Here is a 20,287-nt window from a genome sequence, read left to right as displayed (position 1 = left end):
GCTCATGCTTCACCCTCTTCTGTTGTTTCTTCTTGGGCTTGGTCGTCTTGATCTTCTTCAGACAATAAGCTGCCTTGGCTTGGCTCTTTGGTGTGCACTACTGCTTCACCATCACGGATCAGACGCAGCTGCGCTTCACGCATGTCATCGCCAATACGTACATCGGCACCAAAGCGGAATACCGCTTCACTGATGCTGAATTTACCGGTTTCACCGATGTTGATGATCATGCCTAGGCGACGCAGACGACGAAGTGACGTACGTACTTTTTCAAACAGCTTTTCTTTATCAAGGTCAGAACCGGTAGCACGGTTCGTCACTAGCTTCATCAGCTTATTTTCATCTGCTAGAGCAAGCAGTTCGTCGTACAGCTCTTGGTTAGTGAAGATGCCTTCGTGCGCAAGACGCTCTGGGCTTAGGTAAAGGAAACACAGTACCTTACCCACCAGCATATCCAGTTCAGAAAGAACACTACGGCCAATCAGAGATGTTGAACGTGGACGAAGGTAGAAGAAACCTTCTGGCGCTTTCACCAATTCGGTGTTGTAGCGTTGGTAGAAAGAAGAAAGCTCAAGTTCGAAATCCGACAACAACGCGTGGTTGTCTAGATCTTCACTTGAGATATGACGCCCTGCTCGAAGCATGCTGTCTAGCGCTGGGAACAGAGGGTTAGAAATTGCTTTTGCCAGATTCTCTGACATGTATTCATTAGTATCGGTCGATGACATTCGCTTGTACCTTTGCCCCAAATTCGTTGATTGCTTTCCAGTCTGGTTGAATCGCTTGGTAATCCGATTCTGAATACCCTAGACGTACAGCTTGATCGACGATAATGCGAGCTAAATCAAAATGATGAGTGTAAGGGTGCTGTGCAAGGTAATCCCGCAGTACCACACTCAAATCGATTGGTGTGCCTTGATCTTTATGCGCTTTTAGCATGTCACCAATTCGTTCAGACAGCTCATCATTGACTTGTTGAAACTCTTCGTATTCTACTTCCATCGGAACTTGACCCGTGACCTCGTCATCACGCAGTACTAGGGCCTCATCACGAAGGTCAGAAAGCCTCTCCGCATCTGCATAAGTCAGATACCAAGGCGCATCGAAGTAATCTTTGACGGATTGACGCAGACGCGAGCTAAACGCACGGTTCTTATCCATATCGATTGCAGTACGAATAAACTTGTGCACGTGTCGGTCGTAACCAATCCAAAGGTCGATCGCTTGCTGGCCCCAGCTTGTGATTCGGTCCAGCTTCATTTGCAGACCAAACAAGGCTTCTTCGATAAACTCCAGCTCAGGGTCACCGTAAACAATTTCTTGAATATCGAGGATCTGAGTTTGCAGTTCATCACTGGCGGCTTGCAGCGTATCTTGAAGTTCACGCAACGTGCTTGATGTTTCTGACAGAAGTGCTTCACAGTTGTTGATCGCTTCGCGCCAGTCTTTGTTAAGCAGGTCAGCAATCTGTTGTTTCACTGACTGTTGCTGCTCATCCATAACACGTTGGTTGAGGTCAATTTGATCGAAAATTTCGCCTACAGAATATTTTAAAACACCGTATACGTTTTTCTTCCAGTGACCCGGTGTGCCACCTTTTTGTGCTGCCTCAATCGCTTTCGCCATTTCATCCGCTACCATGGATAGCTGGATAGATAGACGCAGTTTTGAGAACTCACGATGACGCACGTAGTAGTCGGTTATTCCTATCGCTAATGGCGACAAGCGGTAAATGCTCGCTCCGTCAGTAATTTCACTGACAAAACGGCTCATAAGACGCTGCTTAACCATCTCGTTGATCGCATTGTTCGCACGAAAAGCGGAGGCTTCGCCAGTCTCATCAAATAGTCGAGTGACGATGGCAAATGCATCATGCAGTTCACCTTCACCCAGTTCTTCATCGAACCTTTCATTACTCAGTACGGCAATGGCTATCAAAAATGCCAATCGCTCTGTGGTCAGGTTCAACGAGAAATCGTGCTGCTTAACCCAGCCAACCAGCTCATCGATTGGTTGCTCTGCAGCATTGAGAGTCATCTCACTCATTGTTATTCCTGTTTATCGTTCTTTTTAGCCCACACATGAATGTAGCGGCCTAATGAGAGGTATGGCTCTTGTCGACAAAGTTGTTTTTCTAGCGCCAACACATCTTCAAACTCGTAATCACCCATGTATTCCATATTGCCTATGTAATCACTAAATGAGCGAATACCAGATTTGCCACAAATATTAAAACCTGAATTTTCTATCCACTGGTAGACTTCTTCAGGTTTTAAGCCTTTTTGCGGCTGTAGTTTAAATCTTTTTCGGTGAGGCATGCCGTCTAATATATGAGGAATGTTGCCACAAACCACGTTTTTATAGACTAAACCGTGGTGGTTGTAGAACATGACTGATGCGATGCCTCCCGGTTTTACTTGTTCTAGAACTGTTTCAAGTGCGGCCTTAGGATCAACCAGCCACTCCATCACAGCGTGGAACATAACCAGATCGACCTGTACATCCATATGTTCACCGATGGATTGGACAGGCGAATGAATCAGGCGATACTGCTCAAGCAAACCGTTTTTTTCAATATCCTGCTTAGCCAACTGCAGCATTTCCGAAGATAGATCACATAAAGCGATTCGATGTCCGAGCTTAGCAAGCTTTTGCGACATTTGTGCCAAACCACCACCAGCGTCTAACACTTCTAGGGGTTGCTGGTCAGCATCTAATTCACTTAGAATCTGTAGAAAATCTTCCCACACAATGATTTGGCGGATCTCCCCTTTATCGGAGCCGTAAATATTTTTTGCAAATTTGTGGGCGATATCGTCGAAATTGCGGTCTTCTGTCACTTCTGCTGAGTTATCATAACGGATTGTGCCGCTATTCTGGCACAAGGAAAGCAGGAATAAAGAGGGATACCCTCATTTTTATTATCAATTGATGTTTTTTCGGACTATTTATGTATGTTTGAGCTGAAAAAAGTAGTGTCAGCCATGCTTATGCCCCTTCCGGCATTGCTGCTGATAGGCTTGTTGGGTCTTGCTCTCATTAGTTTTACTACAAAACGTAAAACTGGCTGCTTCGTTGTTCTATTCTCTTTTGTTGGCATTTTTCTTGTTGCCTTCCAACCTGTTTCAACCAAGCTTCTTATGCCGTTAGAGCGAGAGCATAAAGCCTTTTTGCCAGTTTCTGGCACCATCGACTACGTGATGGTTTTAGGGAATGGTCATGTTATCGATGACGAGATTCCACCCACCTCGCAGTTAAGCCGTGCAGCATTAATGCGCTTAACTGAGGGCATTCGTATTTTAAGAATGTATCCAGGCGCGAAATTAATCTTATCCGGCTATGCTGGCGGATCTGAAATTAGCCACGCGCGAATGATGGCGAACGTTGCCCTTGCGTTGGGAGTCGCGAAATCCGATATCATTTTATTAGAAGATGCGAAAGATACGTGGGAAGAGGCGCGTCAAGCGGCTGCATTCGTTCAACAAAAGGAGATTGTGTTAGTCACTTCTGCGAGTCACATGAGCCGTGCATTGTATGAGTTCAACGCAGCAGGCATTAAACCAATCCCAGCCCCGACCAACTTCTTAGCTATTAGCGAGATAAGTCAACCTTGGGATAAATACTCACCTAAAGCGCGTTACTTAGAACAAACAGAGCTTTATTGGCATGAGTACTTGGGCAGTATTTGGCAAAGGTTGCGTGATACTGTCGGGCAAACACCAATGGTTGAAGCAAACTAGTATTATCTTGAAGCCACAAAAAAGGAGAGCCGAAGCTCTCCTTTTCTTTTTACGATTGAGTTATGTTCAAACTAGTCACCAGCAAACATATAGCCTTCGCCGTGCACCGTTACAAAAATCTGTGGGTTCTTAGGATCGAACTCCATTTTTGCGCGCATACGTCGAATAAGAACATCAATGGTGCGGTCATTCGGCGCATCCACTCGATGGCTGATCATGTTCAAAATACGCTCACGACTTAACACCTGGTTAGGGTAAGACGATAATGCCACCAAAAGTTCATACTCTGCTTTAGTTAGTTTTACTGGCTCACCGTTGCGGCTAAGTGCGCGACGTTGAATGTCGAATGTCCACTCCCCAAAGCGCACAATGTGCTCTTCACTGGTTTCATTCGCTTTCGAGCTGCCACTGCGCGCTGCTGAAATACGCCACAGCAAGTTTTTAACGCGAACTAACAGCTCTCTCAGTTCAAAAGGTTTTGTCACATAATCGTCAGCACCCATTTCTAGGCCTACGATTTTATCAATGCTATCCGTGCGTCCTGTTACTAATATGATACCAATATCCGATTGGCTACGTAACTCACGAGTAAGCATCAGGCCGTCTTCACCAGGCAGGTTAATATCCAGCATGATCAGGTCTACATCGCCCGCTTGCAAAACTTCACGCATTTCCGCGCCACTCTCTGCTTCGCTGACTTGGTAGCCCTCATTTTGGAAATATCCCGCAAGCTTACTACGAGTTACAACATCATCTTCTACGACTAATACGTGATAGCTCATTTACACCACTTTTCTGTCTTCTTATTATCCAAGACGTATTCTATTCATAACTAGTAACATTTCTAGTCATAGATACATTAAAACGCAAGATTTAGCGTTTTTATTGATTCAAAACAAGCTTACCCATTGCTATTAATAAACGGTCATTTTTGACCATAAAACATAACAATTATAGTTACTGCTATTCATTTTAATTGATTACACTTAGGGGATATCCCTAATTGACTTTGTGATGCATGACTTGAAGCATCATTCAGGAGCCCAAAATGCAAGAAGTGAAAGCTTTTAATGAAAAACGCGCTGAAATTTACTGGTGGTTTTCGAGCTTGTTCGCAAAAGAACTAACAGAGAAAGAATTGGAAGCCTATCACAGTGTTGAAATTCGCAGTTTTCTCGCAGGTTTAGGTGAAAATGAGTCGCTAAAACCAGCCGTTGATAGCCTAGTTGATGCATTGAATCGGTTACAAGATCGTGAAGATGCACAACTAGAGCTTGCAGCTGACTTTTGTGAACTGTTTTTGAAGACAGAAAAATACGGCGCTCTTCCTTACGCATCCATGTACATTGGTGAATCAGGTTTACTGAATGACAAGCCAGCTGAGGAAATGGAAAAGTTGATGGCTGAATTTGGCGTTCAAGTAGACGAAAACCTAAAGGAACCTGCGGATCACTTAGCCGTTGAGCTCGACTTTCTCGGGAACATGATTATCCGCTCAAACGAGCTTGAACAAGAAAAACACATGGAAGAAGCCTTCGTTAAACAAAACGACTTTATCCAGCAACAATTGATGTCTTGGTTACCTCAGTTTTCAGACAAATGTAAAAAATTCGACGAATTTGGATTTTACTCGAGTGTCGCGAAACTATTAGTTGCATTTTGTAAACTAGACAGCGCCTACCTTCTTGGTGAATAATTGCCGCCTATTTTTAGGGAGCCTGCCTATCGGGCTTCCTGTATGCCTGAAAGTGACCAATTGTAAGTAACTTGGGTATAATATTCGTTTGCCTTAACTTAGCGCAAAGACGCTTGGTTATTTAGCAGTCAAAATGTGACTTCAAATACACAAATCTCTTGCTGAAAACATTGCTAGTCAGTCCACATAGGGCTAAAATGTGAGCGCAAACGATTAAATATGATTTATATGTAAACCGCTGAAATATAGCGGTTTTTGTGTTTTCTTAACAGGTTGATGGCAATTTCTCATCAGATAGAAAAAAGATAAAATTCATCGACCGATGCTGCTACGTACCCTTTTGTCGCACTTGGATCAACCGCTGCCGAGACACTTAGCGCCAATTTTATATTGCTAGGTGTGAAACCATTAGAGCATCAGGTACATCCAATACGACATATTTCAGTAGCTCGATACAGGACACCATTTATGGCCACGATAAAAGACGTTGCTCGCTTAGCCGGCGTTTCCACTACGACAGTTTCGCACGTTATCAATAAAACGCGTTTCGTTGCAGAAGCAACGCAAGAAAAAGTAATGAAAGCCGTTGACGAGCTGAATTACGCGCCAAGTGCCGTTGCACGCAGCCTAAAATGCAACTCAACTCGTACGATTGGCATGTTAGTAACTCAATCAACTAACCTATTTTTCTCAGAAGTGATTGATGGCGTTGAGAGCTACTGTTACCGCCAAGGCTATACTCTGATTTTATGTAACACAGGCGGGATTTACGAAAAACAACGCGATTACATTCGTATGCTGGCTGAAAAGCGCGTTGATGGCATCCTAGTGATGTGTTCTGACTTAACCGAAGAACTAAAAGAGATGCTTGACCGTCATGCGGACATTCCTAAAGTGGTCATGGATTGGGGCCCAGAGAGCTCGCAAGCAGACAAAATCATGGATAACTCAGAAGAAGGTGGCTACATTGCGACCAAACATCTGATTGACAATGGTCATACGGATATCGCTTGTCTAAGCGGTCATTTTGAAAAGCTTGCTTGCCAAGAGCGCATTGCAGGTTTCCGTCGCGCAATGAGCGAAGCGAACCTAGCTGTAAATGAAGACTGGATCCTTGAAGGTAACTTTGAATGTGATACGGCCGTATTAGTTGCAGATAAAATTACCGCAATGGACAAGCGCCCGACGGCGGTATTCTGTTTTAACGACACAATGGCTCTAGGCCTAATGAGCCGCTTGCAACAAAACGGGATCAAAATTCCTGAAGATATTTCAGTGATCGGCTACGACAACATAGAGCTTGCGGAATACTTCTCTCCACCGCTAACGACTATCCACCAACCTAAACGTCGTGTTGGTAAAAATGCATTCGAAATTCTACTTGAGCGTATCAAAGATAAAGAACACGAAAAACGAATTTTCGAAATGCAACCTGAGCTTGTAATTCGAAATACTGTGAAAAAAATGAACTAAATTTCACTGTATTTAACCGTGTTAAATAAGCGCTCTACAGGGGCGCTTATTTTTTTGGAAAAATTAAGCATTCTCTAATACTTCACACCACTCTAATAACAATTGACTAACGTTAACTCCCTGTTTTATATAAATGTAATATATATTAAGAACTCCTTTTCAAAGGCCAATTTGCACCTTTCCATATGCAAAATAGAGCATTCAATCTATCATTTTTATTGAACCGAAATCACACTTTTAACGCTAAACCGTGATGTTAATTCAATATAAGAAGTATGCTCATTGTGTCACGCACAGGGCAAACCATTCGAAAGAGTGGGACGCAAAGCCTCCGGCCTGAACCATATTACGATATGGAAGGTAGCGGGGTTACCGATGGCAAGTGTGTAAGCAATGACTTTACTCTGTAATGACATTGTTTTTACGCATGTTTGCTACTCTCTCGGACCTGACTTTTGGTGGCGTAATATTAATTACACCGAGATAACAAAACATGGATAAACCGATACTCAAAGACTCTATGAAGCTATTTGAGGCACTTGGTAATATCAAGTCGCGCTCAATGTTTGGTGGCTTCGGACTATTCGCTGATGAAACAATGTTTGCACTAGTGGTAAACAATCAGCTTCATATCAGAGCAGACCAAAAAACTTCATCTGACTTCGAGAAACAAGGGCTAAAGCCTTACGTTTATAAAAAACGTGGCTTTCCAGTCGTTACAAAGTACTACGCTATTTCCAGCGATTTATGGGAATCAAGCGAACGCTTAATCGAAGTAGCGAATCAATCATTGAAAAAGGCAAAGCTTGAGAAAGAACAGCAAGCAAGTACAAAGCCTAACCGTTTGAAAGATTTGCCTAACTTACGACTGGCTACCGAGCGCATGCTAAAAAAAGCCGGCATCGAATCCGTAGAGAAGCTTGAAGAGGAAGGTGCGCTTAACGCCTATAAAGCGATAAGAGATACGCACTCTGCAACCGTCAACATTGAGTTGCTATGGGCACTAGAAGGTGCTATCAACGGCACTCATTGGAGTGTGGTACCTCAAGCTCGCCGAGATGAGTTGATGAACGGCCTCCAATAAAAGTCGGCCTAAAAACTATCTTGTAAAACCGCAGTCTAATCTGCGGTTTTTTTGTGAAATTTTTTCGGTTTTCCTACTGTCTTATTACATATATCCCAAATTGGAATCAAAATTATGAATAAGAAACTGATATTAGGTCTCATCCTACTAGCGGCTATCGTCTTTTTAGGTATTAACTTTGGCCAGTATTTAACCTTAGAGAATGCAAAAGCCCAACAAGAAGCACTAACTACATACATCGATCAGAATTTTGTATTCTCGGCTGCGATTTACTTTTTTACCTACATTGCAATTACCGCTTTTTCTATCCCAGGAGCGGCAGTAGTCACCTTACTTGGTGCAGCCTTATTTGGTTTTTGGACAAGCTTGCTACTGGTTTCTTTCGCTAGCACTATGGGGGCAACACTGGCCTTCTTGAGCAGCCGATACTTATTGCGTGACTGGGTACAAAACAAATTCGGAAATAAACTCAACGCAATTAATCAAGGTGTCGAAAAAGACGGAGCTTTTTATCTATTTTCCTTGCGTCTAATCCCTGTATTCCCTTTCTTTCTAATCAACTTACTGATGGGCTTAACACCGATGTCTGTAGGTCGATTTTATCTCACTAGCCAAATAGGTATGCTGCCAGGCACAGCCGTATATCTGAATGCAGGTACTCAATTAGCAACAATTGAAAGCCTATCGGGCATTGTTTCACCCGCAGTATTAGCGTCTTTTGCGCTATTGGGACTATTTCCAATCATCACTAAATGGGTTATGAATAAAGTAAGGCCGACACCAAGTCAGCAAAACTCGTAATTGGTGAAGTGGGTATTTTGATGAAAATATTTATCGCTAAAAACCCAGCAGAAGCACACATTGTATGTGAGCTGCTTAAAGTGGAACAAATTTACTGTGAAGTTCGCGGAGAAGGTATTTTCGGCTTAAAAGGAGAACTGCCGTTTGGTGATGATACCGATCCTTATGTGTGGCTTTTTGACACGGCACAAAAGATGAAAGCTGAAGAAATAGTAAAAGCATATCGAAAACAATCCGATAGGCATGAGTATCAAGATTGGCAATGCCCAAAATGTCATGAAATAAACGAAGGGCAATTTGGTGCATGTTGGCAATGTGGATATCAACTAGGAGAGCTATAGCGGCTCTCCTATTCAGTGGATGCACTCAGTTTTAAGCACATACAGCTTGCTGTTTAATAAACTCGATGGAGTGTTGATTGAAGTCTTCTGGACGCTCTACATTGCATACATGACCACAATTCGGGATTTCTCGTAGAATGCTGAGCTTATGTGCTGCAACCATTTCTTTGACAGGTTTAATAAACATGTAATCCCTGTCGCCCATTAAGTAAAGAGTCGGAATGGGTAACTCTCGATCTTTAAAATATTTCATTAACGGATTTACATCAGCGGCAAGAATAAACCAACGTTTAAATTCTTTTTGGCAAAGCTTCTTGGCTTCGCGAATAAAAAGGTGGCGAGATTCTCGTTGGCTTCTTTGAGGCATAACAATATAAGCGAACAGTTTGTAGAGCCACATGTACGGCAGGATATGCTTACAAAAATTACCTAATTTCACCAATATCTGAGAACGAGTGTTAAGCCTTGTGACAGCACCGCCGAGCACCATCGAACGTACGCGCTCCGATGACAATTCAGCAAGGTTTCGAACAATAATTGTACCAAGCGACATACCGACAAAATGAGCGGATTGGATCTTTAAATGGTCCAACACTTTCAAAATATCTTGGGTAACTTCCGTAAAGGTATAACGGCTAGCAATGAGCTCTTTAAGTAACTGATTTGACTTTCCATGACCTCTTAAATCGATCAGCAATAAGTTAAAGTGTTGCTTGTAAGCTTTAATTTGCTTGAACCAAATAGAAGAGCTACCACCAGCACCGTGCACAAATACAACCCACTCATGACTAGTAGGGTGCAAATAAGTTTTATGAAAAAGTAGCGGCTGGGTCATATTCAGTATCAAAAAGATCGTGCTATTAAGTAAAAAGCCATCCTACCACACTCCCCTTACTCAAGATAATAAAGGCACCTCATTCGGTGCCTTTCGTTACAATTTTAAGTCAAACTAACGCTGAGTGGTAAAGCTGCAAATAAGATTCTGCGGCCTTTTGCCAACAAAAGTCTTGTTGCATCGCGTGCAACTGTACTTTATTCACTTCAGGCTCGTTTTGAGCGTAGAGCAACAGTGCCCTTAGCATCGTTAACAACAATGCCTGCGGTGTCGGTTCGAAAAAAACAAACCCCGTTGCTTCAGATGGGTTTACATCATAATCGCTAACGCTGTCCTTTAAGCCACCAACACCGCGTACTATCGGTAATGTCCCATAAGCCATACTATAGATTTGGTTTAAGCCACATGGTTCAAACTCAGAAGGCATCAAGAAGAAGTCAGAACCAGCTTCAACGATATGCGCAAGTTCATTGTCATACGCTTCTACAAAGGCAAATTTGCTAGAAAACTGCGCGGCAACCTCTCGTAACTGAGCGGCAAGAACAGGGTCTCCGGTCCCAACGACAACTAGCTGAACATCGTGCTTCAAAAAATCGGCCAAAGCAGGCAACAAGTAATGAACGCCTTTCTGCTGGGTCAACCGACAAACCATACCGAACATAGCTACATTTTTTTCGGGCAAATTTAGTCGTTGTTGTAATGCTTTTTTACAAGCTTTCTTCCCTTGCGACATACTTTGCTGGTCGGCGCAGTAATTAACCGGCAAGTAGGTATCAGTTTCCGGATTCCAAGCGCTGTAATCACAACCATTCAAGATGCCGACTAAGTCCTGCGCACGTTGCTGAAACTCCCAAGCCATGCCGTGACTGCCAAGCTCTGTTTTTAGTTCCTCTGCGTACGTAGGGCTAACCGCGTTTATCTTATCTGCATTCATTACACCAGCTTTAAGCATCGTAATATGCGTTGCACTCACCGCAGCATCGGGAACGTTTCTACAATGAAACTCTGGCAAACACTGCACGTCTTCATAACTAAATACGCCTTTAAAGACCGCATTGTGAATTGAAATGACGCTTTTAGTATGAGCAAAAAACGGATCATTGCCATACCTGTGCTTGAGCAAAAATGGAACAAGACCTGTGTGCCAATCGTTCGCGTGTATGATATTAGGTTGAAAGGCGAGCTTGGGTAACATATCGAGACATGCTGCACTAAAAAACGCAAAGCGCTCGCCGTTATCAGTATACGCTTGGTTGTTCTCCGCATACATTGATGGTCGATTGAAATACGGCGGACAATCAATCAGGTAAACAGGATTTTGACCTAACATGAGCCGCAAAACTCGATACTCCGTATGCGGCCATGATGTTAATTCTGTTTCTAATACAACTTCTGCGTCTGCGAGTTTATCAATACTGCTGTACGCAGGGATGGTAATTCTTACGTCTTGCTGTAGGTTTTGAAGGGCTTCCGGTAGTGCCTTGGCAACATCTGCCAAGCCACCACTTTTAATGAGGCCTTCAACCTCAGAAGCTACAAACAGAATAGATAAGTTGTTAGTAGCCAACTCGAGCTCCTTTCGGAATAACAACAATGCCCTCCTCAGACACGTGGAAGTGTTTTTTATCTTCTTGAAGATTCACACCAATCTGAGTACCAGGAGCAATATCGGCATCCTTGTCGACAATCACACGACGTAAAACACAGCCTTCGCCAATTTTTACGTCACCAAGAAGTATACATTCGCTGATATCGCAAGCAGAAGCAATATTACTGCGAAAACCAAGCACCGACTTTTCGATTCTTGAGCCTCTAACATAGCTGCCATTACACACTAAACTATCGATTATCTGCACACGACCATTATCAGAGTCGGTAAATGTCGCAGGTGGCAATGGTGGGTAGTAGGTGTGCAATGGCCATTTACGGTTGTACAGCGAAAATGGAGCATCTTTTTCTAGCAGATCCATATGCGCTTGCCAGTACGCATCAATAGTTCCGACATCACGCCAGTACACCTCTTCTTTTTCGCCACTGATTTTGTTGGTACTGAAGTCATACACGAACACATCACCTCTAGGGAACATCTTTGGAATGATGTCCTTTCCAAAATCATGTGATGAAGCTTCATTATCCGCATCTTCGACCAACTCTGAGAACAGTACCTGAGCTTCAAAAACATAGTTACCCATTGAAACTAAAGCGTAATCAGGGTCACCAGGAATCGACTTCGGATTTGCTGGTTTTTCTTCAAAGCCAATCATACGACCTTCACTATCCACTTCGATAACCCCAAATTGCGACGCCTCTTTTAGTGGCATGCGCAATGCAGATACCGTCAGAGAAGCCTGCTTTTCTGAGTGAAAGTTCAGCATTTGTTTGATATCCATCTTATAGATATGGTCAGAGCCAAAAATACAAACTTGCTCTGGTTCCTCTAATTCCATAAAACGCAGGTTTTGATAGATCGCGTCCGCCGTCCCTTCGTACCAACGTTTACCAGTACGCATTTGAGCGGGAATAGGATCGATAAAGCGGTCTGTAATGCCGTTGATGTTCCACCCCTTTTTTAAGTGATGGAATAAAGATTGAGATTTAAATTGGGTTAGGACGTAAATGCGCATCAGATCCGCATTAACAAAATTGTTTAGAGCAAAATCGATCAATCGATAACTACCACCAAACGGTACCGAAGGTTTACTGCGAGATTCCGTTAAAGGTCTCAAACGAGAGCCTTCACCGCCAGCAAGAATCATTCCCAAAACACCAGCCATTTGTTGTTCTCCATATCGTTATAGCTTGGATTTGGTACTCGCTTGAATGAGTCATACTCGGGGAGTCAAGCGAATACATTTAGCAACCGTCTCTGAGTTTCTGTGAACTCTTACAACACGGATAAAAAAGCTACGGCACTTCCAGTATGCAACGTCCACTCTTTCCTTATTTTTTGACGCAAACAATGCACACAGTTGCACTAATTTTTGTAATAAATTATCTAAGCGGGTTCTAAATTACAATTTTTAATACGCCATTCTGTGTACCATACAGCTCTTGCGTACTCAAGACGATATCTAGATCACACATGGAAAAGCAAACGATTACATTGTGAAAACAATTTACGAACGGATTCACTACACCGCCGATTTTTTAGCCCAATGTATAACAAATATGTGAATGCAAAATGAAAGTTACAACGAATATTTTTTACATAAAAAATACATCAGCGACTACGAAATATTGATGCTGGGATCTTCTCGCGTCAGCAAAACTCAGTCAAAGCAGCAAAGATCTATACGAACAACACAGTGGCCTTTACGCAAAAACAAAACGCAAAAAAGGCAGCGATATCGCTGCCTTTTTACATTACTTAGATCGTACGTTTTTATGCTTTCGCTTTTTTACGCTTATCAGTGACTTCCCACTTACCGTCAACAAAGAGCGCTGTCCAACCAGATGGTTTGCCATTCTCTTCCGAACGAACGTAGTTCTCTTTTGTTTTGCGACTAAAGCGTACGACTGCAGGACGACCATCAGGATCTTCTTGCGGCGCAGTTGCTAGGTATTTGAACTTCTCAGGTAAACGCTCTTCAAAACGTGCCAGTTCAGCAACCAAAGGAGCACGTGTCTCGCGCGATTTAGGGAAGTTGCTTGCCGCCATAAATAGACCTGAAGCACCATCACGAAGTACGAAATACGCATCTGAGTTTTCACATGGCAACTCGGGGAAATGAACAGGATCTTCTTTCGGGGGCGCGACTTCGCCATTCTTCAAGATCTTTCGAGTGTTCTTGCACGTTTCGCTCGTACAATCCATGTATTTACCAAAGCGACCGTTCTTAAGCACCATATCAGAGCCACATTTGTCACATTCAACAACTGGACCATCGTAGCCTTTTACTTTGAACTCGCCGTATTCAACAAGGTAGCCTTCACAGTTCGGGTTATTACCACAAACATGCATCTTACGCTTGTCATCAATCAGGTATGCGTCCATCGCTGTTTCACAGATCGGACAACGCTTTTTAGCACGAAGAGCTGCGGTTTCAACGTCTTCTTCTAGAACGTTAATAATACCTTCTTCGTCACCCAAGTTGATGGTTGTCTTACAACGCTCTTTTGGTGGTAACGCGTAACCTGAACAGCCTAAGAACACACCTGTTGAAGCAGTACGGATGCCCATTGGACGGCTACACGTCGGACACTCGATATCTGTCATGACGATGTGGTTTAACTTCATACCGCCTTCTGACTCATCCAGCTCCGCTTTTTCAAGATCGCCAGTAAAATCAGCAAAGAAGTTGTCTAACACAGCTTTCCAGTTCACTTCACCTTCAGCGATTTGGTCCAATTTCTGTTCCATACGCGCAGTAAAGTCGTAGTTCATCAAATCGTTAAAGCTGTCATCAAGGCGGTCAGTAACAATTTCACCCATTTTTTCAGCGTAGAAACGGCGCTGATCAACTTTCACGTAGCCACGATCTTGAATCGTAGAAATGATCGATGCGTAAGTCGACGGACGACCAATACCTCGTTTCTCTAGCTCTTTAACCAGTGCTGCTTCAGTGTAGCGCGCAGGTGGCTTTGTAAAGTGCTGTTTAGGGTCAAGTGACTCTAAGCTTAGCTTATCGCCAAGTTGTACCGCAGGAAGGATTGTATCCTCGTTTTTGCCCATTGGACGCTGTACACGAGTCCAGCCGTCAAATTTAAGGATACGGCCTTTCGCTTTAAGCGTGTATTCTGCCGCTTTTACACTGATGGTTGTTGAATCGTATTCTGCTGGCGTCATTTGACACGCTACAAACTGATTCCAAATCAAAGCATAAAGTTTGTGCGCATCAGCATCGACACCTTGCAGGTCTTCCGCCTTAACACCCACATTTGAAGGACGGATCGCTTCGTGCGCTTCCTGTGCCCCTTCTTTGCTACCGTACGTCAATGGTTTCGCTGGCAGGTACTTATCACCAAACTCAGAACCAATAAAGTCACGTACAGCGTCCACAGCCTCGGCACTTAGGTTAGTCGAGTCCGTACGCATATAAGTGATGTAACCGGCCTCATAGAGGCGCTGAGCTAGCATCATGGTCTTTTTCACGCCGTAGCCCAGACGTGTACTTGCTGCCTGTTGAAGCGTAGAGGTGATGTAAGGTGCTGAAGGCTTGCTCTTTGTAGGGCGGTCTTCACGCTTACATACTTCGTAACTTGCATTCTCAAGTACAGACATCGCTGCTTTGGTTTCTGCCTCATTAACTGGCTTAAACGCAGAACCGTCTTTCTGAGCAACAAGCAGTTTAAAGTCCACTTTGTCTTTCGTTTTCGTATTCGCATGAATGTCCCAGAATTCTTCTGGTACAAACGCGTTAATCTCACGCTCACGCTCAACTAACAATTTCACCGCAACAGACTGCACTCGACCAGCAGATAAGCCACGAGCCACTTTTTTCCAAAGTAGAGGTGAAACCATAAAACCAACGACACGGTCCATGAAGCGACGTGCTTGTTGGGCATTTACACCATCCATGTTCAGCTCGCCAGGTGTCTGGAAAGCTTGTTGGATCGCGTTTTTCGTAATTTCGTTAAAAACTACACGTTTGTATCGCTCTTCATCGCCACCGATGATCTCACGAAGGTGCCATGCGATTGCTTCCCCTTCGCGGTCCAAATCGGTTGCGAGATAAACGCAATCTGCGTCTTTGGCGAGTTTTTGTAGTTCGTTGACAACTTTTTCTTTGCCTGGAAGGATTTGGTAATTCGCTTCCCAGTCATGATATGGGTTAATCCCCATCTTTTTGATCAACGCTTTGCGGTCTTTCTCTTTTTTAACGCGCGCTTTCTCTTCCGGACTCATCCCTTTAGTTGAGATGGCTGCGGCTTTTTTCTCACCAGTGCTTTGACCGGCCGTAGGCAGATCACGCACATGACCAACACTAGACTTAACAATAAAGTCTTTACCAAGGTACTTATTTATCGTCTTTGCCTTGGCTGGTGACTCCACTATAACGAGTGATTTACCCATAACTGACTCTAACGTCCTTCATAATAATGCGGGTAGAAACCTTGTTTAAAGGTCACCCGCATAATGTTCTATTTCATTGCTTCTTTTTTTACTATTGTGCGAGATGAAAAGAAGATCAACTGCTTTTTTGAAATTCAGATCCGATTGGTTGACAATTCATCGTCTTTATACTTCAAAGAGACAGGGTTCTGAAAGGTATTGAGCGGCATATCTAAACAGGCAAACTTAGCATCCGCTAATCCAATGCAATAAATTTTGTTACCCATCACAAAATAGTTTGGTTCAATGCTCTGCCATCTTCCTCCGCATCATGCTTATACTCTAAAAATTGATCTGTTTAGTCTTACTGAACGATTGACTGAATTAATCATGCAAACCCATTTTAGTTGTAGGTATACTCAGCGTTCTTAACTGAATAGGATGGTAGAAAGAATATGTCTGATAGAACGTTTATCGAAGAGTTCGACCTTCTTTTGATCGCTAACCAAATCATCCAAGAGCACGATGATTACATCGAGGGGATGCGAGCAACAAGCGTAGAAGAAAAAGAAGGTGTTTTAGTTTTTAAAGGTGAATACTTCCTTGATGACAAAGGTTTACCAACTTCAAATACGACTGCAGTATTCAATATGTTCAAATACTTAGCGCATCACCTTTCTAAGGAATTTACGCTGGTTAAATAGTATTGGGAAACAAAAAAGCCAGAGTGTTATTCACTCTGGCTTTTTTGTTTTAGGTCAGAATATTTAGCAACTTAAAGCCTTAAGTTTGTCGAAGTAGTCAGGGAACGTTTTCGACGTACACTTTGGATCGTTAATCGTCACAGGCGTATCACTAAGTGCCACCAGCGAAAAACACATCGCCATACGATGATCATCGTAAGTATCAATCGCTGCATGCTTTAACTGAGAGACAGGTTTGACGATGATGTAGTCTTCCCCTTCTTCCACTTCCGCACCAACTTTACGTAACTCAGTCGCCATAGCTGACAAACGGTCTGTTTCTTTTACACGCCAGTTATAAACGTTACGAATAGCGGTAGTGCCTTCGGCAAATAACGCTGTTGTCGCGATGGTCATTGCAGCATCAGGGATATGGTTGTAATCCATATCAATGCCTTTTAATTGACCAACACGTGAAATTACGTAGTCATCACCCCATTCAATTTCTGCACCCATTTTTTCAAGCGCATCAGCAAATTGAATATCACCTTGAATGCTGTTTTTACCGATACCCGTGACTTTAACTTCTCCGCCTTTGATGGCTGCCGCCGCCAAGAAGTAAGAAGCAGAAGACGCGTCACCTTCAACCAAGAAATCACCTGGAGCGATGTATTGCTGACCGGCTGGGATCACAAACTCTTGATAGTCATTGTTGATCACATCGACTCCAAACTGCTTCATGATATGCAGGGTGATATCGATATAAGGCTTAGAAACCAAATCGCCTTCGATGTTGATGCGAATTTCACCTTCAGCCAATGGCGCAGACATTAAGAAAGCGGTCAAGAACTGACTTGAAATGGACCCATCGATAGAAACTGTACCTGCTTTTAGGCCAGTACCAATTATTTTGAGAGGCGGAAAGTTCTCGTTTTCCATGTACTCAACGTTCGCACCAGCATCTTTCAGTGCCGTGACAAGGTGACCAATTGGACGCTCTTTCATACGAGGTTCGCCCGTCAGTACATACTCCCCTTCTCCAAGACAAAGAGCCGCAGCTAATGGTCGCATCGCAGTGCCAGCATTGCCGAGAAATAACTCTACCGGCTCTGAGACAGAAAACGGACGCCCAAGGCCTTCAACGAGACATTCTGTTTTATCTTCGGAAAGTTGGTATTGAACGCCTAGTTTAGTCAGCGCATTCAGCATATGACGGATATCATCACTGTCGAGGAGATTAGTAAGGCGAGTTCTGCCTTTAGCAAGAGCAGCAAGTAAAAGAGCTCGATTAGAAACGCTTTTAGAGCCAGGAAGGTTCACTTCCCCTTGAATTTTATTGATAGGTTGTAACGTTAGGCTTTCCATTAAAAGTTGATAATCCTTTGTGCCCTCAACATACGATTTTTTATGAGGGCTAAACAATTCTTCGTGAATTCAGACTACCCAAAAAAACACGACAAAACCAGAGTAAATCGGCGCTAATTTATGAATATCCTCAAGCAGCCTAAAGATACAGAATTAAAGGCATTGCCAGCGATGTAAATAAGAGCGAAAGAAGCACGGCGAAACAGCAAACTATTTCGACTTGATTTGACAATAAGCCAGCCCGACTGTACATGCCTGATTAGGCTTAGTTAGGCTAAAACAACCTAGGGTTAATAAGTGATATCAACCCTGACTCCATCATCAAAATATAAAATACGAACTTCATCCCCTCGACTAAATAACATATTTTTATCAACATCTTGGATGACATTAATTAGCTTATCACCCTTCACTTTGATGAGTAGCTCAACTAACTTATATTCAACCGTGTATTGGTAATTACTTTGGTTTTGAGCAACTGCGGCACCTGCAAGCGCACCCACTGCCGTCGCGACTTCTCTTCCCGTACCGCCACCAAATTGATTACCGACTAAACCACCGATAGTGGCACCAAGTAGTGTCTTCCAACCGTTACTTTTCGATTGAACAACCTCTTGTTGAGTAATATAACGGACAGAGTCAATCTTCCCGTAAACTACTTCATTAACTGGCTTGGCAACATTTCTTTCATAGGCTGCGTTGGCGACAAGTGGTAAAAACAGTATGATCCCAAGCCATACTTTTACGATATTTCTTAACCAGGTCATCATAAACTCCTCTGACTCCAATGTTGGTAACGACTTCTTATGGCTATTTATTTAACTGAACTCGATGAAACGTTCAACTTTCCCTCACCCTATAAAGCACTCAGCGACCCCAATGGTTTGCTGGCTTTTGGTGGTGACTTAAACCCCATGAGAATCCTCAATGGTTACTATCAAGGCATTTTCCCTTGGTATGGTCCTGGTGAACCTATTTTATGGTGGAGCCCTTCTCCGCGCGCTGTGTTTGACCCATTGCAGTTTAAGCCATCTAAAAGTCTCAAAAAATTTCAGCGTAAACATAACTATAAAGTAACACTCAATTTCGCGACAGAAGAAGTGATTAGACTATGTTCTTCAACACGCCCTGCAGAGGAAACATGGCTCAACGAGGAAATGCAAGCTTCCTACATTGAGTTAGCCAAACTTGGTCACTGTCACTCTGTAGAAGTATGGCATGACAACAACCTGATTGGCGGACTATATGGCATTTGCGTGGGCCAACTTTTTTGCGGAGAGTCGATGTTTAGTCTAAAAGATAACGCATCCAAAATTGCATTGTGGTACTTATGCAACCATTTGGCGTCAAAGCAAGGTCAATTAATCGATTGCCAAGTTATGAATTCTCACTTGGCATCACTTGGCGCATTTGAACTTGAGCGTGACGAATTTATGCAAAAACTACTATCTTTAAGAGAAAAGCAAACACTATTTGATGCCTATCAGCCCCAAGTTTTGCAGGATTCAGTATGAGTACGGATATACAACATATTCGAATAGGGTTGACGAATAATCACCCTTGTAGTTATTTGCCTGAACGGCAAGAGCGGGTTGCGGTGGCGCTTGATGAAAGGCTGCATACTGAAGAAAATTACCAGTTGCTCATGGCTAACGGTTTTCGTCGTAGCGGAGATACCATATATAAACCGCATTGCGAGCATTGCACCGCTTGCCAGCCAATTCGAGTCTCGATTCCAGACGTTAGATTATCAAAAAGTCAGAAGAGGCTGCTTAATAAAGCACAGTCTTTACGCTGGGAAATGAAACCTGAAATGGATGAGGAATGGTTTGAGCTTTACAGTCGGTACATCTGCAAACGGCATAAAAACGGCACTATGTACCCACCAAAGCGTGATGAGTTTGCTCGATTTGCTCAAACTAGCTGGCTGACAACGTCGTTTTTACACATTTACGATGAATCAGATCAATTGCTCGCCATTGCGGTGACAGATTTGATGCCACAATGCTCGAGTGCTTTTTATACTTTCTTTGACCCTGACTACGAGTTATCTCTTGGCACGTTAGCAGTGCTTTATCAAATTAAATACTGCCAAGAAAACAAACAACAGTGGCTATATTTGGGATATCAGATTGATGAGTGCCCAGCAATGAGCTACAAAACACGCTTTCAACGCCACCAAAGGCTAGTAAATCAGCGTTGGCGAGGGTAGAATACGCCTCAACTTTACATAATTACTATTTAGCGGCAGAATATAGCCCGCTAATATTGCCTAAT

19 protein-coding genes and 1 riboswitch are annotated in these 20,287 nt (G+C 43.2%); of the genes, 9 read left to right on the top strand and 10 right to left on the bottom strand.

Annotated elements, in window-relative coordinates:
• Nucleotides 1–2: 2 nt before the first annotated feature.
• Genes mukE through cmoM form a run of 3 tightly spaced genes read right to left on the bottom strand, consistent with a single transcriptional unit; the run spans nt 3 to nt 2,840 of the window.
• On the bottom strand, nt 3–728 hold the full coding sequence (mukE, locus tag R7P67_RS07340; protein ID WP_005378379.1) for a chromosome partition protein MukE: 726 nt from the start codon (nt 726–728) through the stop codon (nt 3–5).
• Complete coding sequence (gene mukF / locus R7P67_RS07335; protein ID WP_017634722.1) at nt 709–2,046, bottom strand: chromosome partition protein MukF; 1,338 nt, start codon at nt 2,044–2,046, stop codon at nt 709–711. The genes mukE and mukF overlap by 20 nt, the downstream gene beginning before the upstream one ends.
• A 2-nt stretch (nt 2,047–2,048) precedes the next feature.
• Nucleotides 2,049–2,840 carry a tRNA uridine 5-oxyacetic acid(34) methyltransferase CmoM gene (cmoM, locus tag R7P67_RS07330; protein ID WP_025998624.1) on the bottom strand — a complete coding sequence of 264 codons (792 nt, stop codon included), beginning with the start codon at nt 2,838–2,840 and terminating at the stop codon, nt 2,049–2,051.
• Between the two features lie 114 nt (nt 2,841–2,954).
• Here cmoM and elyC point away from each other — a divergent pair, with 114 nt between their 5' ends.
• Complete coding sequence (gene elyC, locus R7P67_RS07325) at nt 2,955–3,740, top strand: envelope biogenesis factor ElyC (RefSeq protein ID WP_005387893.1); 786 nt, start codon at nt 2,955–2,957, stop codon at nt 3,738–3,740.
• Between the two features lie 71 nt (nt 3,741–3,811).
• Here the strand turns inward: elyC and torR are convergent, their stop codons facing one another.
• Complete coding sequence (gene torR, locus R7P67_RS07320; RefSeq protein WP_005378370.1) at nt 3,812–4,522, bottom strand: two-component system response regulator TorR; 711 nt, start codon at nt 4,520–4,522, stop codon at nt 3,812–3,814.
• Between the two features lie 266 nt (nt 4,523–4,788).
• Between torR and torD the strand changes: the two genes are divergently transcribed.
• The 5 genes from torD (at nt 4,789) to R7P67_RS07295 (ending at nt 9,135) form a co-directional block, all read left to right on the top strand.
• On the top strand, nt 4,789–5,436 hold the full coding sequence (torD, locus tag R7P67_RS07315; RefSeq protein WP_005378369.1) for a molecular chaperone TorD: 648 nt from the start codon (nt 4,789–4,791) through the stop codon (nt 5,434–5,436).
• Nucleotides 5,437–5,904: 468 nt separating this feature from the next.
• Nucleotides 5,905–6,909, top strand: coding sequence for an HTH-type transcriptional repressor PurR (purR, locus tag R7P67_RS07310; protein WP_005378368.1), 1,005 nt, complete (start codon nt 5,905–5,907; stop codon nt 6,907–6,909).
• 287 nt (nt 6,910–7,196) lie between these two features.
• A riboswitch (cyclic di-GMP riboswitch) is annotated at nt 7,197–7,286 on the top strand.
• A 116-nt stretch (nt 7,287–7,402) separates the two neighbouring features.
• Entirely contained in the window at nt 7,403–7,993 is a 591-nt protein-coding gene (locus tag R7P67_RS07305; RefSeq protein WP_005378367.1) for a TfoX/Sxy family DNA transformation protein, read from the top strand.
• Nucleotides 7,994–8,107: 114 nt separating this feature from the next.
• Nucleotides 8,108–8,794, top strand: coding sequence for a TVP38/TMEM64 family protein (locus R7P67_RS07300; RefSeq protein WP_005378366.1), 687 nt, complete (start codon nt 8,108–8,110; stop codon nt 8,792–8,794).
• 20 nt (nt 8,795–8,814) lie between these two features.
• On the top strand, nt 8,815–9,135 hold the full coding sequence (locus R7P67_RS07295) for a DUF2007 domain-containing protein (RefSeq protein ID WP_017820033.1): 321 nt from the start codon (nt 8,815–8,817) through the stop codon (nt 9,133–9,135).
• A 31-nt stretch (nt 9,136–9,166) separates the two neighbouring features.
• Here the strand turns inward: R7P67_RS07295 and R7P67_RS07290 are convergent, their stop codons facing one another.
• From R7P67_RS07290 to topA, 4 genes are all read right to left on the bottom strand, one after another.
• Complete coding sequence (locus R7P67_RS07290) at nt 9,167–9,970, bottom strand: alpha/beta fold hydrolase (RefSeq protein ID WP_005387891.1); 804 nt, start codon at nt 9,968–9,970, stop codon at nt 9,167–9,169.
• Between the two features lie 109 nt (nt 9,971–10,079).
• Complete coding sequence (gene glgA / locus R7P67_RS07285) at nt 10,080–11,537, bottom strand: glycogen synthase GlgA (protein ID WP_017820031.1); 1,458 nt, start codon at nt 11,535–11,537, stop codon at nt 10,080–10,082.
• On the bottom strand, nt 11,527–12,744 hold the full coding sequence (glgC, locus tag R7P67_RS07280; protein ID WP_017634726.1) for a glucose-1-phosphate adenylyltransferase: 1,218 nt from the start codon (nt 12,742–12,744) through the stop codon (nt 11,527–11,529). Before glgC ends, glgA begins: the two co-directional genes overlap by 11 nt.
• A gap of 608 nt (nt 12,745–13,352) precedes the next feature.
• On the bottom strand, nt 13,353–15,983 hold the full coding sequence (gene topA / locus R7P67_RS07275) for a type I DNA topoisomerase (RefSeq protein WP_225473790.1): 2,631 nt from the start codon (nt 15,981–15,983) through the stop codon (nt 13,353–13,355).
• A 434-nt stretch (nt 15,984–16,417) separates the two neighbouring features.
• Between topA and R7P67_RS07270 the strand changes: the two genes are divergently transcribed.
• Nucleotides 16,418–16,666, top strand: coding sequence for a YciN family protein (locus R7P67_RS07270; RefSeq protein ID WP_005387884.1), 249 nt, complete (start codon nt 16,418–16,420; stop codon nt 16,664–16,666).
• A gap of 63 nt (nt 16,667–16,729) precedes the next feature.
• Here the strand turns inward: R7P67_RS07270 and aroA are convergent, their stop codons facing one another.
• Nucleotides 16,730–18,010 (bottom strand): 3-phosphoshikimate 1-carboxyvinyltransferase, encoded by a 1,281-nt coding sequence (gene aroA / locus R7P67_RS07265; protein WP_005387883.1) that lies wholly within the window; start codon nt 18,008–18,010, stop codon nt 16,730–16,732.
• 290 nt (nt 18,011–18,300) lie between these two features.
• Complete coding sequence (locus R7P67_RS07260; RefSeq protein WP_005378348.1) at nt 18,301–18,777, bottom strand: glycine zipper 2TM domain-containing protein; 477 nt, start codon at nt 18,775–18,777, stop codon at nt 18,301–18,303.
• 39 nt (nt 18,778–18,816) lie between these two features.
• Between R7P67_RS07260 and aat the strand changes: the two genes are divergently transcribed.
• Together aat and R7P67_RS07250 are read left to right on the top strand one after the other, a co-directional pair.
• Nucleotides 18,817–19,524 carry a leucyl/phenylalanyl-tRNA--protein transferase gene (gene aat, locus R7P67_RS07255; protein ID WP_005387881.1) on the top strand — a complete coding sequence of 236 codons (708 nt, stop codon included), beginning with the start codon at nt 18,817–18,819 and terminating at the stop codon, nt 19,522–19,524.
• Nucleotides 19,521–20,222 (top strand): arginyltransferase, encoded by a 702-nt coding sequence (locus tag R7P67_RS07250; RefSeq protein ID WP_005378346.1) that lies wholly within the window; start codon nt 19,521–19,523, stop codon nt 20,220–20,222. The genes aat and R7P67_RS07250 overlap by 4 nt, the downstream gene beginning before the upstream one ends.
• The last annotated feature ends 65 nt before the right edge of the window (nt 20,223–20,287 follow it).

Source organism: Vibrio sp. Vb0937 (genome assembly GCF_033338855.1).
This window is presented reverse-complemented; position numbering and strand designations above follow the sequence as displayed.